Origin of the sequence: Spirosoma flavum (genome assembly GCF_042686045.1) — a bacterium.
GTDB lineage: Bacteria > Bacteroidota > Bacteroidia > Cytophagales > Spirosomataceae > Spirosoma > Spirosoma flavum.
In genome coordinates this window covers 1,068,941-1,082,917 of sequence record NZ_JBHUOM010000002.1, presented here as the reverse complement: position 1 = coordinate 1,082,917, position 13,977 = coordinate 1,068,941, and the positions used below count along the sequence as shown (strand labels likewise).

11 protein-coding genes are annotated in these 13,977 nt (G+C 46.4%); 5 read left to right on the top strand and 6 right to left on the bottom strand.

The window, feature by feature from the left end; genetic code table 11:
• Positions 1–55: 55 nt before the first annotated feature.
• Positions 56–1,210: a DUF3179 domain-containing (seleno)protein gene (locus tag ACFS25_RS09990; RefSeq protein WP_381499440.1), complete on the top strand. Its 1,155-nt coding sequence runs from the start codon at positions 56–58 to the stop codon at positions 1,208–1,210.
• A 59-nt stretch (positions 1,211–1,269) separates the two neighbouring features.
• Positions 1,270–2,043, top strand: coding sequence for a DUF2490 domain-containing protein (locus ACFS25_RS09985; RefSeq protein ID WP_381499438.1), 774 nt, complete (start codon positions 1,270–1,272; stop codon positions 2,041–2,043).
• A 63-nt stretch (positions 2,044–2,106) separates the two neighbouring features.
• Here ACFS25_RS09985 and ACFS25_RS09980 read toward each other — a convergent pair whose 3' ends face one another.
• Positions 2,107–3,993 carry a heparinase II/III domain-containing protein gene (locus ACFS25_RS09980; RefSeq protein WP_381499435.1) on the bottom strand — a complete coding sequence of 629 codons (1,887 nt, stop codon included), beginning with the start codon at positions 3,991–3,993 and terminating at the stop codon, positions 2,107–2,109.
• Between the two features lie 171 nt (positions 3,994–4,164).
• Here ACFS25_RS09980 and ACFS25_RS09975 point away from each other — a divergent pair, with 171 nt between their 5' ends.
• The gene (locus ACFS25_RS09975; RefSeq protein ID WP_381499433.1) at positions 4,165–6,522 is read left to right on the top strand and encodes a DUF1549 domain-containing protein; all 2,358 of its coding nucleotides are present in this window, start codon (positions 4,165–4,167) and stop codon (positions 6,520–6,522) included.
• A gap of 41 nt (positions 6,523–6,563) precedes the next feature.
• Positions 6,564–8,000 carry a DUF1501 domain-containing protein gene (locus ACFS25_RS09970; protein ID WP_381499430.1) on the top strand — a complete coding sequence of 479 codons (1,437 nt, stop codon included), beginning with the start codon at positions 6,564–6,566 and terminating at the stop codon, positions 7,998–8,000.
• A 126-nt stretch (positions 8,001–8,126) separates the two neighbouring features.
• Here ACFS25_RS09970 and ACFS25_RS09965 read toward each other — a convergent pair whose 3' ends face one another.
• The 4 genes from ACFS25_RS09965 to ACFS25_RS09950 all read right to left on the bottom strand — a co-directional run bounded on the left by ACFS25_RS09965 (position 8,127) and on the right by ACFS25_RS09950 (position 12,387).
• Complete coding sequence (locus tag ACFS25_RS09965) at positions 8,127–8,795, bottom strand: SGNH/GDSL hydrolase family protein (RefSeq protein WP_381499427.1); 669 nt, start codon at positions 8,793–8,795, stop codon at positions 8,127–8,129.
• A 280-nt stretch (positions 8,796–9,075) separates the two neighbouring features.
• Positions 9,076–9,522 carry a hypothetical protein gene (locus ACFS25_RS09960; protein ID WP_381499424.1) on the bottom strand — a complete coding sequence of 149 codons (447 nt, stop codon included), beginning with the start codon at positions 9,520–9,522 and terminating at the stop codon, positions 9,076–9,078.
• A gap of 375 nt (positions 9,523–9,897) precedes the next feature.
• The gene (locus ACFS25_RS09955; protein ID WP_381499422.1) at positions 9,898–10,806 is read right to left on the bottom strand and encodes an LEA type 2 family protein; all 909 of its coding nucleotides are present in this window, start codon (positions 10,804–10,806) and stop codon (positions 9,898–9,900) included.
• 330 nt (positions 10,807–11,136) lie between these two features.
• Complete coding sequence (locus ACFS25_RS09950; protein WP_381499420.1) at positions 11,137–12,387, bottom strand: glycosyltransferase family 1 protein; 1,251 nt, start codon at positions 12,385–12,387, stop codon at positions 11,137–11,139.
• Between the two features lie 237 nt (positions 12,388–12,624).
• Between ACFS25_RS09950 and ACFS25_RS09945 the strand changes: the two genes are divergently transcribed.
• A complete protein-coding gene (locus ACFS25_RS09945; protein ID WP_381499418.1) occupies positions 12,625–13,113 on the top strand; it encodes a response regulator in 489 nt (162 codons plus the stop codon).
• A gap of 15 nt (positions 13,114–13,128) precedes the next feature.
• On the opposite strand, the gene ACFS25_RS09940 is transcribed toward ACFS25_RS09945, so the two are convergent.
• Entirely contained in the window at positions 13,129–13,977 is an 849-nt protein-coding gene (locus ACFS25_RS09940) for a LytTR family transcriptional regulator DNA-binding domain-containing protein (protein ID WP_381499415.1), read from the bottom strand.

Below are 13,977 nucleotides of genomic sequence, written 5' to 3'. Positions count from 1 at the left end.
TTGAGATGATCTCAGGAATCATAAAAATCAGCGTTCTACCAAATTTGCAAAAAACATGAAAAACCTCTTTTATATCGGTATTGCCGGGTTATTATTGTTTGAAGTAGCAAACGTCTATTTCATCATGCCTATGCCCGGTAGTCAGCGGATGAATAGCCTCGACCTGGCTTATTTTCTATACTCCTGGCGATGGGTATTTCGGGCCGTTTTTGGATTGCTGATTATTGGGGGTGTTGTACCGGCTGTAAGACGGTCAAAATGGGGAGCTTTAATGGCGTTAATCCTCGTAGCGGGCGTTGGCTATGCGTTTAATTTCCAAATGGCTGCCGACCATATGTTTTATCAGCCGGGAAGTGTGCAACTCAAAGCGGGCAATCAAAACACCATTAAACCAGACCGGGAAATTTTAGGCATTGAGGTGAACGGACAGGCCAAAGCTTACCCTATTCAATTCATTGGCTATCATCATCAGGTATTAGATACTATTGGTGGTCAGGTGGTTATGGTAACGTATTGCACCGTTTGCCGTACAGGGCGGGTATTCAAACCTGTCGTAAATGGAAAGTCTGAGACGTTCAGGCTAGTGGGCATGGATCATTTCAATGCCATGTTTGAAGATGCAACAACCGGCAGTTGGTGGCGGCAAGCTAATGGAGAAGCGATTGCAGGAGCACTAAAAGGTGACACACTGCCCGAAGTATTCAGCGAGCAGATGACACTGAAACAATGGCTGGCACTGCATCCCGATAGTATGGTCATGCAACCCGATACAACCTTCAACGAGCGTTATGCCAAGATGTCTAACTACGAACAGGGCAAGGGCAGCAGCGACCTCACCAGGATGGATAGCCTCTCGTGGCACGATAAATCATGGGTGGTGGGCTTAACTGTTGGCAATAAAGCCAATCCAGGCGGAACCAAAGCATACGACTGGAATCGGTTGAAACGCGAACGACTCATCCACGATACGCTTGCCAACCAGCCCGTATTACTCGTATTGGCGAACGACAACCGATCTTTTTTCGCCTACAAACGCTCTACTCTTAGTGATCATTTTATTCTGCGAAATGACACACTCACAAATGGTACCCAAACGTATTCACTCGCGGGACGGTCATTGAGTTCGGGTCCCAATCTGGTCCGACTTCCGGCGCATCAGGAATTCTGGCATAGCTGGCAAACGTTTCATCCCGGAACCGCACGGTACTAATTTCAAACCTAGAAGGCAGTAAAAGTCTTGTAGGTTTGATACGTACTTGATTCGGCCTGATGACCTTCCGTTGCCTTCTTTTCTTTGCTCTGCTTTCAGCCACCAGTTTTGGGCAGCAAAACCGAATTATTGATCGTAATGCCATCGGCTGGTATGTCTATAACGGCGACCACAAACTAAGCAAACGCTGGGAATTGCATACAGAATACCAGTGGCGACGCGTAGAATTGATTCGCTCCTGGCAACAGTCGTTGGCGCGGCTGGGACTTGGGTACAAGCTGACTGATCAAGTGAAATTGGGTGGTGGCTATACATTTTTCACGACGTTTCCGTACGGCGATTACCCCGTGGCTGATGCGGGCGTGCCAACCATCGAAAGCCGGACACATGAAGATATCCAGATCAGCGATAAAGTAGGAATTATAAAGTTGAGTCACCGCTTTCGGCTCGAACAGCGATGGCTTGGGATAGGAACTGATACGAATCCGCGCCAGATCGAGAGTTGGGAATACCAGAACCGGGCACGCTATCAGATTTCCGGCACTATTCCGCTCAACGGTGTTACTGTTGATGATGGCGAATGGTATGCTAATTTCTTCGACGAATTATTTATCGGGTTTGGTCGGAACGTTGGGCAAAACATATTTAATCAGAATCGCATTTCTGGTGGTCTGGGCTATCAGATTCGGGATACGTTCAAGATCGAATTAAACTACCTCAATCAGATTTCCCAACACCCCGAAGTTGATCCAATCACGAACAAACCCGTCTTTGAAATCAACAACGGTTTCCGGTTGAACATAAAATATGATCTTGATTTCAGTGGTCAGTAGGTTAGGGCGTTTGATTAATGAACACCCATAGACCCGGTTACACCGAAATCACTTGCTATTTGCTCAGTGAGGCCACTGTTGCAGGGGCGGCACAGGTTGCTTTTTCTGACTGGCAGATGATGCAGGCGTGAGCAATACGGTGATAGCCGTTTTCGTATTGGCGGGTATTTTTACCTCAAACCCAACCAAAATCGTTCCGGGATTGGGGGTGTCGTAATCATGTGTTGGGTCAGTTGGCCACGTTTTCATCACTACGGTAGCGGGTTCCAAAACCTGAAGAATCAGCGTCTTTCCATCCTTTGTCAGCTCGGCTTTATTCGTACCCGTCAGACTCACATTGGCCGAACTGAGCATAGTCCAGCGGGCCGTTGTTTCAGTAGACGAGGTCTCGATTTCATCCCTCACAACCACGTAAGCTTTGTTTACAAGAGCCACGCCACGAGTTGCTTTTACGAGTGATTCGTTGTAAAGACTCGTTAAGTCGAATGTGGCATTCATAAATAATGGCGTGTTGGAATGACCCGTAAGAGGAGCTTTCCCGTCAACACGTTGCAGTTTATTATTGATTGTTAGTGTGTTATGTACAAAATTATTGTATCGCAACACCTGCCAGCGTTGCGAATTTTGCTGCATATTCCACAAGTCTACCCCTTTGGACTCGAGCGACTCATATTCCTGCATCCCGAAATCCATTGCCCAACGCACACCATCAGCTTCCATCACAAACGACCCGGCATCCATATGAGCGTGACTGGTTGATGGACTTCCGCCTTTTACCCCGACATAAATAGCCGACGGATCAGACCAGGAAGTGCGCATGAGCGCAACAGGCGTTTTCCCCTCACCTACCCACATCGTGGCCTTAGGTTCAGCTATTTTGGTCAAGTCGAGGCCGTTGCTCCATAATAGTGTAGCTGGCAACAGTCGATTTTTGACGTGCTGTTTTGGGTCACTGTTCATCAGGCGGTTACGTTCGACCCACAGCAGTGAAGGGTCATTTAATTTTTTGGCAAACCAGAACATGGCGGGTTGTAGCTCACCACGCAAACCTGAATCGGAGTAGTTATTGGCATTCCCTGATGGGCCGGTCATATTTTCCAGGTAGCCTGCTGTTTTCAAAAAACCGGGCTGTTGAGCAAGGCCAAAATCACTACCGAACAACTTCTCAACAGCGCTGATAAACATCACATTAAAACTCGTTCCATAGCCCCAATACCCGTACCCTTCTGGATAAGCTCCGTCCGGCTTGTAGTCTCCCATTGGCAGGACAATTGAGGCAATAGCCCGGTTGATGAGGGATTTAGACTGTTCCGGCTGGTCTTCATAAATGGCAATTGCTCCATACGTAATACCAGCATTACAAACCTGATTCCAGTTGTTAGTTATCTTAAGCCACCCGTTGTATTGTGGGTCCATCGATGGCTCAATTCCTTTTTTCAAGATAGCTTCTTTGATAACTGACCGCGATTGCTCAGACAAGTCGTTATATAGCCAGTCGTAGCCTATCGACACGGCCATTGTCATTTCGGCCACATCCAGAAAGTGAGATGGATTCCAGTCAGAAAAAGCTGACAATGCCAGTAATTCCATCTCGGCCCGTTTTAGGTACTTTTCCTGGTGGGTCATTCGCCAGGCATAGGCTAAATAAAACACCCGACGTAACCCTTCTCTGGATTTATCGAGCAGCCGCTTTCCAATCTTAATCCGTTCCAACGGGGCGATATTTACCATCGCATCACATTCTGTGAGAATAGCCTGATTCAGGCTACTCCATGTTTTATCTGACTTTATGGTACGTTTTATGATTTCCTCTTCACCCTTTAGCAGCAACAAGCGCGGATGATCGGGCAGTTTTGCGGTGGCACTGATATAACTGGTTTGCGCTGTTGCGCAGAAGTGCATCAGCAACAGTAAGCTTGTGGTTTTTATAAACGAGTAGAAATAAGTCATGCTTATAGTAGTGAGTATCCAATGAGAATAAGGCATCTTCCACTTAATGTTACTTCGACTTTCGTAAAAAACCGACTTTCTTCTCGTTTGAAGCACCATTTCAGCGGGACACGGTAGAGAGACCACAGATATTGCTTTCTTGTATCAAGGATTTAATTCATTGAAGACGCTGTGCTACTCGTAAAAGAAACCTTCTGGCTTTGGCAGTTCCTGGGCCGCTTACATCCATTGCTTGTTCATTTTCCGGTTGGCTTACTTTGTGTGGCTTTACTATTGGAGGTGATCGGGTGGTACCGTAAATCCACGGAATGGCGTGCGGGTATTACAGCCATACTTTGGATTGGAACGATCAGTTCGGTAGTGGCCGCGTCGTTAGGATTACTTTTGGTTAACCAGGAAGAATATGGTGGCGATACGGTTACTATCCACCAATGGTCAGGCCTTGCAACGGTGCTATTAGCCATTAGTACAGTAGTCGCACTTCGGTCAGGCCGGATGGCTCTGTACCGAAGTTTTCTGTTCTTAACCGTATTTGGGGTAAGTCTGGCAGGCCATTATGGGGCACTGCTAACACACGGCGATGATTACTTGACCAGCGTGCTGCCCATCAACAGCCAAAGTGAACCACTAATAGCCGGTACGACAAATTTTGAATTTATCCGCGCCAACCAGCCTATCACTGATAAACAGGTCGAAGAGTTGAATTTGGAAGTACGGTCTATTTTGGCACACAACTGCTACAGTTGCCACAGTGCTACGAAAACTAAAGGCGAACTTCGGTTAGATAAGAAAGAACTGGTCATGAAGGGCGGTAAAGATGGCGTTGTCCTGATTGCCGGTCATCCCGAAAAAAGTGAGTTAATTCGGCGAATCAAACTCCCTGCCAGCGACAAAGAAGCCATGCCGACGAAAGGCAAACGGCTAACGGATAAAGAAATAGCACTGCTCGAATTCTGGATACAACAAGGTGCACCCTGGCCCAGTGGCACAGAAAAAAGCATTTATCGGGTGGCTACTTTGGCCCCTCGCCTACCCGTCATTCCGGCTGCTACCACCGACCTATTGAACCCCATTGACCGATTCGTTAACGTTTACTTTCAGAAGAACAAACTACCCTGGAAAACCGTCGTTGATGACCGTATATATCTTCGTCGAGTGTATCTGGACGTGATTGGCTTATTACCTACCCCTCAAAAAATACAGGCGTTCACGACCGATACGCGGCCTGATAAACGAGAAACTTTGGTTAAAGAGCTATTAGCCAATAAGGAAGGTTACGCGCAGCACTGGCTCACGTTCTGGAATGATGCATTACGCAACGATTACACGGGTACCGGGTATGTTACCAACGGGCGCTTCGATATGACCAAATGGCTATATCGGTCACTGAAAACGAATAAACCGTATGACCAGTTTGTGCGGGAACTCATCAGCCCTACGAAAGAATCGGAAGGATTTATCCGTGGGATTCAATGGCGCGGAACGATAAATTCGAGCCAGCGTACCGAGATGCAGGCGGCCCAGAATGTGTCACAGGTGTTATTAGGACTAAACCTCAAATGTGCTTCCTGTCATGATAGTTTTATTAGCGACTGGAAGCTGAGTGATGCGTATGGTTTTGCCAATGTGTTTGCCGATTCAACCCTTGAGATCAACCGCTGCGATAAGCCAACCGGCAAAAAAGCTACTTCCCGCATTTTATTCACCGAATTAGGGACGATAAATGGAAAAGCCGCCACTAAGGAACGACTGCGCGAATTGGCTCAGTTTATGACTCAGCCCAAAGATGGCCGACTTTATAGAACCCTAGTCAACAGAATCTGGGCACAACTTATGGGACGCGGCATTGTCGAACCGGTAGATGTAATGGACAATGAACCCTGGAGCCAGGATTTGCTGGACTGGCTGGCGTCTGACTTTGCAACAAATGGCTACGATATAAAACGCCTGATGTATGCTATTCTTACGTCCAGAACCTATCAATTGCCGTCCATTGGTATCAAAGACGCTGAATTGATTACGGCCCCTACATTTGTTTTTGCAGGTATGGTTCGTCGGCGGCTTACGGCTGAGCAATTTTCCGACGCTGTTAGCACTGTTTTTACGCCTATCTATGCCGATACGGCCATTGTCAGCAAACTGCTTCCTAAGAATATCCAGAAAGAAATTGCGTTTCCACGAGCATCTTTAGTTAAAAATGATCCCTTCCTAACGGCCTTAGGTCGCCCGAATCGGGAAACGGTCAGCACTAGTCGAATGTCGCAGGCAAACCTTCTGCAAGCACTGGAACTAACGAATGGAACAACCTTCAATGCAGCGCTAAAAACAGGTGCCCAGAAGTGGAAACTAACTTATTCGTCACCCGATTTGTTAGTAAAAGACCTGTACTGGAAAGCGTTAGGCAGGGAACCCCGACCCCAGGAACTAGCCGTTGCCAAAAAAATAGTCGGTAAAAACCTCAGCATAGACGGAATCCAGGATTTAGTTTGGGCAATAACCCTACATCCTGAATTTCAATTAATTTATTGATAAGTAATTCTGCCTGATTGCTTACCAAAGCCAATAGTTCTATGAATATGAATTGGAATAGACGGGAATTTCTGCAAAAAGCCAGTGCGGCTACCTTATCCGCTTTAGCGGCAGGCGCTCCGGTATCCGGTCTTCTATCAGGCTGCACAGGAACCCGTAAGCCGGGGCAGACCGCCGGAACCGCCGATACGGTAATTCTCCTGTGGATGGCCGGAGGCATGGCTCATACCGAAACTTTCGATCCCAAGAAATACACGCCTTTTTCTAAGGGCATGGAAGGGAATCGGGTGCTGAGTACGTTTAAGTCGGTGCCTACTATTCTAGATGGGGTTCACTTTTCGCAGGGACTCGAATCCATTGGTAAAGTGATGGACAGGGGCACACTTATCCGGTCGTATGTAGCCGCCGATATGGGTCATATTCTGCACTCACGCCATCAATACCACTGGCATACCAGCTATGAACCACCCCAAACCGTGGCAGCCCCGCATATAGGGTCTTGGATTGCGAAGGAGTTGGGGCCAAAAAATTCCGTGATTCCCGCCTTTATCGACATTGGTCAACGGTTTACACTCGGCGAAGGGGAAGAATTAAAAGCGTTTCACACGGCAGGTTTTCTAGGCAACGAATATGGCCCTTTCTTGATTTCTGATCCGAGTCAGGGATTGGAGAGCGTTCGACCACCGGTAGGGATGGATGCGCGCCGGTTCGAGCGTCGAAATCAACTGTACAACGACCTCATTAGTGATAGTCCGGTTGGCGCGTTTGGCAGTGATTACCAAAAAGAATCGCTTAAGCGCTCTATGGAACAGGCATATATACTCCTGAATTCACCCGAAGCGAAGGCGTTTGATTTAAGTACAGAACCGAAGGAGAGTTATGATATTTACAATACCGGACGATTTGGATTAGGCTGTCTTATGGCCCGTCGCCTAACCGAAAAAGGCGCCCGATTTATCAGCGTAACGACCGAATATGAACCATTTAAGGGGTGGGATACACACGAAAATGGCCATACGCGTCTGGAAGAAATGAAGAAAATGATTGACGGACCCGTTGCTCAGTTGATCAAGGATTTAGATAAAACCGGGCATCTGGATCGTACACTCGTTATTCTGGCCAGTGAATTTAGTCGGGATATGATGGTCGAAGGCCGCCCCGGTGAGAAAGTTCAGGAGCAGGTTCAGCAGCCCGATATTCTTTCGGAGCTTAAATTTTACGGGATGCACCGCCATTTTACGGATGGATGCTCACTTCTCATGTTTGGGGGCGGCATAAAAAAGGGGTTTGTTTATGGGAAAACAGCAGATGAACGGCCTTGCAAAACCATCGAAAACCCGGTGCGTATTGAGGCCATTCACCAAACCATCTATCACGCGCTTGGCATTGCGCCCGATACCCACTATGAAATTGAAAAACGACCTTTTTATATGACACCAGATGGCGTAGCCCGGCCCGTAATGGAGTTGCTTACCTAAACTATGCACGACCTGCATCAACCCAGAAATCAGACAGCCACAAGATCATCACTTTAGTAAAACTCGTCCTTGAACACGGCTGAACTGTGTTCAAGGGCGAGTTTTATTATCTATTTCATTCCTTCCCTATTTCCCTCCTTCCATCAATACTTTTTGCATTTGCTCGGCCACGAATTGATTACCCGCTTCGTTCAGATGAACGCGGTCAGTAGTTAGAACCCCCTTTTCTTTATTCTCAGGATTGTTCTTGAGATTATATTCCAGAAAGGCTTTCCGCAAATCAACCAGCGGTAAGTTTTGCCGCTTAGCGAGGTCACGGATAAGCTGACTGTACTGATTCAGGTCGCCATCCTGCTGATTACTGAAATCCGTTTTTTCGCCGATAGTGGCTGGTGTACAGAGTATTACACGGGCGTTAGCTGCTTTCAGTTTTTTGACGACGGCTTCGTAAAATTTCACGAACTTATCAGGGTCGGTGCCAGTGCCAAACGTAGCTTTGTGCCAAACATCGTTAACGCCTACCCAAACCACGACAACATCAGGCTGTTTCGCCAGTACGTCATCGTCCATCCGCAGAAACAAATCATAGATTTTATTTCCACCGATACCCGCGCCAATCAGCTCGAACTGGTCGGCAGGCATCATTTTTTTGAGTCGGTCGATGTAGCCACCGGGGCCAACCCCAGCCTGAGTGATTGAGTCACCAAAGAAAACGACACGGGTAGGCTTGGCGAAGCTCATGGCGAGCAAACCAGCAACTAAGAGAAAAATCAGAGATCGAGAAAGTATAGTCATACCTTCTAAAGCAGCAAGCTAATAACCATTACTCATTTATTTCCTCAATTTGTGGAATGAGAGGGCTAGACAAACAGATGCCGATTGGTGGCTAGAGGAAGCCGGTAAAATCTTGATTTCTAAAAACTTTATCGGCTTCTACACAAAGTAGATGGCCTTTAATTAGGCCATTGTCCAGCGCCAGGGATGCAAAGTGGTTTCCTTGATAGTGCGATTTGTTCTTTGGCTACGATCGTTCACAAAACCATCCAGTTCTTTTTCGAGACTAGACATCCTTGCGCTAGTGAGTGGAGATATCTTCAACTGGATTGTCAACATACAAACCAGGAAATTCATAGTGAAACGTATGCATGTGTTTTACTATGGTATCGACCCAATTAAAGGTTTCAATCCCTTTATCCAGGCGCTCAAAGTACAGCGAGAAGCTCACCTGTTCAAAAGGCGATACCTTGACTAAGTGGGGTAATAACCGAATACCTTCGGCTTTGATGAAGGCAAAACTTCGATTTCCCTGTGCGGCAATAAGTTTAGTATTGGGGCTGACACCAATGTAGCCAATTGGTAAAGCCTGTTTTTTATGGGTGTAAAAGGTCTCTCCCTGATTGGTAAATTGTACGTCCAGAATCGTATAAGTTGGAGTTAGTCGGACAGCCGTGATCTTTGTTGCATTGGGCTTGGAGACTTCTTCTACAAACCAATTCGAAAAGGAATTTCTGTTGCAGCCCATTAAGATATAACACAGTAGGGCTCCAATGCAGACAGAATGCTTTATTTCCCCTGGCCAGAAGAGGCATGAAGTAACTAATTGAGCTATAGACTTATATGACTCAAAAAAGCGTTTCATAGTACATAGTAGGAGACAAGAATGATAGCAGTCTTCAACAAGTTACTTGTCAGATACGTCAGCGAGCTACCTTGCGAGTTAGGTAACGGTCTAAAAAAAAAGCTGACTATTACCTAAATTCACGCACCATTTGTTGCTACCACGTAATCCAAGCCTGATTACAAAAAGGAATCAAATAAATTGTCGGCCTAAACCGAGTAGTAGCAGAAGCCTACCCGCGCTGAATAACCTAGTTAGGCAACCGGCGACAGAGCAGAATTAATCCTTCTTAAAGTCGGCCAGCGTTCCCCGGATTGCGGTGCGCATCTTACTATTTTTAAAAGCCAGATTTCCTTCTTTATCGATCAACCTACATCGGAGCGTCACCAGAAACGGGGTATCTTTTTTGTCGAACAGCATCTTCGGTAGTAATCCCAGCGTCTGACCGGGCTTGACCGTTACGGGAAATACAACCGGCGTAGTGGCCTGCTTTTTAATCAGAATCGGCTCGGGCTGATCTCCCTGAGCAATTTCTTTCCCGTCAATAGAGACGGTATAATGAGTATCGGTGATATTAAATGGAAACTTGTTTTTGTTGGTTATTGCTACTTTAGCAGCTACATCAGTTCGTTTCAGACCCAGCTTGCCGAAATCAATATCTTCAATTTTGATTTCGGGCAAATAATAGGTGGGCAATCGACGGGTGATAATTGGGCTAAATGTGCGCTCACCCAGAATGGGTATATCCAGATCAAAGCGGCTGCGGATAGTATAGGTCGTGCTGTCGATGTCTTTTCGATCCAGCGTCTTTAGCACCTGCATCAGCTTTTTAATCTGTATTTCCATAGGTAAGGTCACCTCTGTACTATCCCCCGATTTTACCTCAATGGGCTTTGCATAAACATCTTCGATGACGGGCGTATTAGCCATCAGGATCGTGTAAGCCAGCCGACTGGCTTTAAAACCTACAGGTAACGGGTTGTCAATCAGCAGTATTACATTCACTTTGATGCGGTCATCATCAATATCCGTAATTTCGACCGTACCCATTTCCAGGTGGGGTTTAAGCGTATTGTTAGCGGCACCCCCTTCAACTGATGCCTTGTCTTTCACTCGATTATACCAAATGTAAGCCCCAATACTACCGATCAGCAGGAGTATAAGTGCAATCATCCATCCCTTTTTCATTCTGCTACGTCTTTATAAGTCCAGTACGTCAGATATAATAAACTCATTAACGCATAATCGCTAGTCGACTTTAAGTATAACAAATACCCTGTGGCACCAGGCTGAGTAGCCACCTTTTATGAGCTTCCGGAAAGGTAGCTACTCAACCTAGTGTAAAGGCTCATTCTCCCTTTTTGCCCGTTAATTGTCTATGCATGGCTTTGATGTCAGCCAACCTCATTCAGTGTTCGAAGTAGAAAAAATGGCGTGCTTCGTCACTGGTAGCCATAACCGAAAACTATGGTCGGCTGAACAAAGGATTTAGTAGGTACTAGTTTGTCGCAAACTGCGCTATTGCTCCAAACTAACAGGCATTACCTGTTCATTAAGGATACGTTGCATATGCCGCCAGGTTTGATCCCAGGACTGTTTACGTAAAAACTGATCCAGTTCTACTTCATCGTTGCCAATTGGCTTCTCCAATACCGACGAGATACCGCGCTGGAAAGCCGATACAGAATCGGCAACAACGACCCGGTCCCAATCGCCATAAGTTCGTACCACATCGCGAATTGGGGTTGACACGACGGGTAAACCAGCGGCCAAGTACTCAGGTGTTTTTGTTGGACTGATATACCGCGTTGCTTCATTGATAGCGAAAGGCATCATAGCTACCTGCCAATTGCTGAAATAAGCCGGTAACTCCTTATAATCCTTCATACCCAGGAAATGCACATTAGGCAATTGTGGCAACGTAGCGGGGTCTATCTTGACGATTGGCCCTATTAAAACAAACTGCCAATCGGGCTTCTGTTGAGCCAGATCATTAAGTAAGGCTAGGTCCAGTCGCTCATCAATGACACCACTATAACCAATCCGGGGACCCGGAATCGCTACCTGATCCAGGGGATCATCCAGACCTGTCTGCGTGTCGCTGCAACGGGCCTGGGAGAAATGATCGTAGTCAATACAGCTTGGAAATGCATATACGTTCGAATGGCGCTTTTGCTTGGCTTCGTATAAACTGTAACCACCCGTAAACACCACATCAGCCTGGCTCAGTAACCGTTGCTCCTGCTCAAGAAGTTGTGGGGACGCCCCCAAAAAGGCAGATAATTCATCCATACAGTCGTACAAAACCAACTTCGGACGAAGATGATCTGTAAAGAGAAGTGCCATCGGTGTGTAATACCACGCAATGAAATCAGTTATAGCGTACTGATCGATTAATTGATTAATCAATTGCCGTTGGAGCCGAATCGCCGATTGCTCATCGGTTCCCTGGGGCAGGTACGGCACTACAACGGTAAGATTTTCAGACACTTTTCGTATGTCAAGCCTTAGGCTTTCCTGCCAGATAGGTTCTTCTATGTACCAAACCCGACACTGGTGTGCCGCTCGGGTGAGTAGGTGCTGTGGCCGCTGATAGACAAAATTCCAGCGCAGGTGCGCAAAGCAAATTAGATCATTGAAACCCCGGCTTAATGTCGAACTTCCTACCGAAGCGGACGTACCCAGTCGAGTTGACCATTCATTTTGTAAGGGTTGATTCGGCTTTACTTTATAAGGTGAGGTTGGAAGCAATTCAGGAGTGGCATTCATAGTTGAAAGCGTCGTATTTTGTCGGGCACAATTGCTAATTTGTTTAATTAAAGAGCTTGTATATACCCAACCCGTCAGCCAGAATTTTGATGGTCCCAACTAGTCTGCAAGTGAGGGAATGGTCCTCATTTTAGGGAAACAGATTAGCGTAAAAGTTGCGTATTTGCTTAGTAAGTGGCTAGTTTTTAGCTATGTTATGTTGTATTTTTGTTATGAGAATATACATAATCAACGTTCATGAAGAGTCAATCACTTACTAACTCAGCCGCTCGGGATAACTTTAGAAATGCCAATTTATTAATCATTGAGGATAATCCGGATCATGGGATATTGATGAAAGAAGCTATTGTTCAATGCTTACCGGAAGTCAAAACCGCTCTTGTTTCTTCTGAGGAAGAAGCCCTGCTCTATCTAAACCAATGTCGCACCGAAGAATGGAATTATCCTAAACTAATTCTACTGGACCTGTACCTGCCCGAACGGCAAAATGGCTGGCGATTGCTGGAGCAAATTAAAGCGATGCCAGGGGCAATGGGTAAAATTCCCGTCGTGCTATTAAGTAGCTCGAATAGCAAAAGTGATATTTCTGAAGCCTACCAGCGCGGTTGCTCCTCGTATTTAGTTAAACCCCAGTTGGCTGCCGATTGGCTGCGCTATTTTCAAAGCCTGCGAACGTATTGGTGGGAAACCGTTACCTTACCCAAAATTGAGGTTTCGTTGTTCTAGTAGCAAGTCATTTGACTAAGCAACTAATTGAACAGTCATCAACCAATAATCAACTAACTGCTTTAGGATTCGAATGAATGAAGTTAGATCTTCCGGAACAGCTACGACTGAATTGGCGTCCAGCAGGTAGGCTTGCATCATGTTTTCTCCCGGTGATGTCAGATAAATGACCGGAATTGCCCGCAACCTGGCATGGCCTTTGAGCGTTTGTAGCGTCAAAATGCTGTCTGCCCAATGTAGTCGAGAATCAATAAGAATGAGAGCAGGCCACTGCTTCTCGGGACTAAGCAGTAATGCAGAGGCCAGTTCCGCTCCAACTTTGGTTGACTGCAATATATAGGGGACATTTAATTCACTAAGGCATTGCTCGGTCAGCAGCAACGTATCACCACTCATAATCACTTGTACCCGGAGCGGTGATACATCTTCCTTCTCTTGGTCTGGATTGGGCCGATCAGATAACAATGAATTGGCTAAATCAACTGTGTCACAGTTAGTTTGAAGTAACTGAACTACATCTTTCCATCGACGACGACTGACGGGTAGTTCTGTGTCATCCACCAATCGCACAGATCCTGCCATTTTGGGCCGGGGGGGATGGTGAATACTGGCGACACAAGACGGGTTAATCAGCGCTGTTTTATGAATGCGAATAAAGGTAGGTAGCCGTTCTTCAAAATAAATTAATGGCTTTGCCAGCAATCGTCGTTCGCCACTTCGGAACTGAAGCCAGGCATAATTATCAGCTCCGATGAAGTAAGCCAGCAAGGACGGCTGTTCAAGAAGTTGGTGAATCAGTAGCACGTTCGTTGCATTTTGTCGTTGGGATAACCGATAGTTGAGAAAATTTGTTGGATTTTTCAA

Coding starts and splice junctions, on each gene's coding strand:
- ACFS25_RS09990 (WP_381499440.1), top strand. CDS start 56: ATGAAAAACCTCTTTTATATCGGTATTGCCGGGTTATTATTGTTTGAA.
- ACFS25_RS09985 (WP_381499438.1), top strand. CDS start 1,270: ATGACCTTCCGTTGCCTTCTTTTCTTTGCTCTGCTTTCAGCCACCAGT.
- ACFS25_RS09980 (WP_381499435.1), bottom strand. CDS start 3,993: ATGACTTATTTCTACTCGTTTATAAAAACCACAAGCTTACTGTTGCTG.
- ACFS25_RS09970 (WP_381499430.1), top strand. CDS start 6,564: ATGAATATGAATTGGAATAGACGGGAATTTCTGCAAAAAGCCAGTGCG.
- ACFS25_RS09965 (WP_381499427.1), bottom strand. CDS start 8,795: ATGACTATACTTTCTCGATCTCTGATTTTTCTCTTAGTTGCTGGTTTG.
- ACFS25_RS09960 (WP_381499424.1), bottom strand. CDS start 9,522: ATGGGCTGCAACAGAAATTCCTTTTCGAATTGGTTTGTAGAAGAAGTC.
- ACFS25_RS09955 (WP_381499422.1), bottom strand. CDS start 10,806: ATGAAAAAGGGATGGATGATTGCACTTATACTCCTGCTGATCGGTAGT.
- ACFS25_RS09950 (WP_381499420.1), bottom strand. CDS start 12,387: ATGAATGCCACTCCTGAATTGCTTCCAACCTCACCTTATAAAGTAAAG.
- ACFS25_RS09945 (WP_381499418.1), top strand. CDS start 12,625: ATGAAGAGTCAATCACTTACTAACTCAGCCGCTCGGGATAACTTTAGA.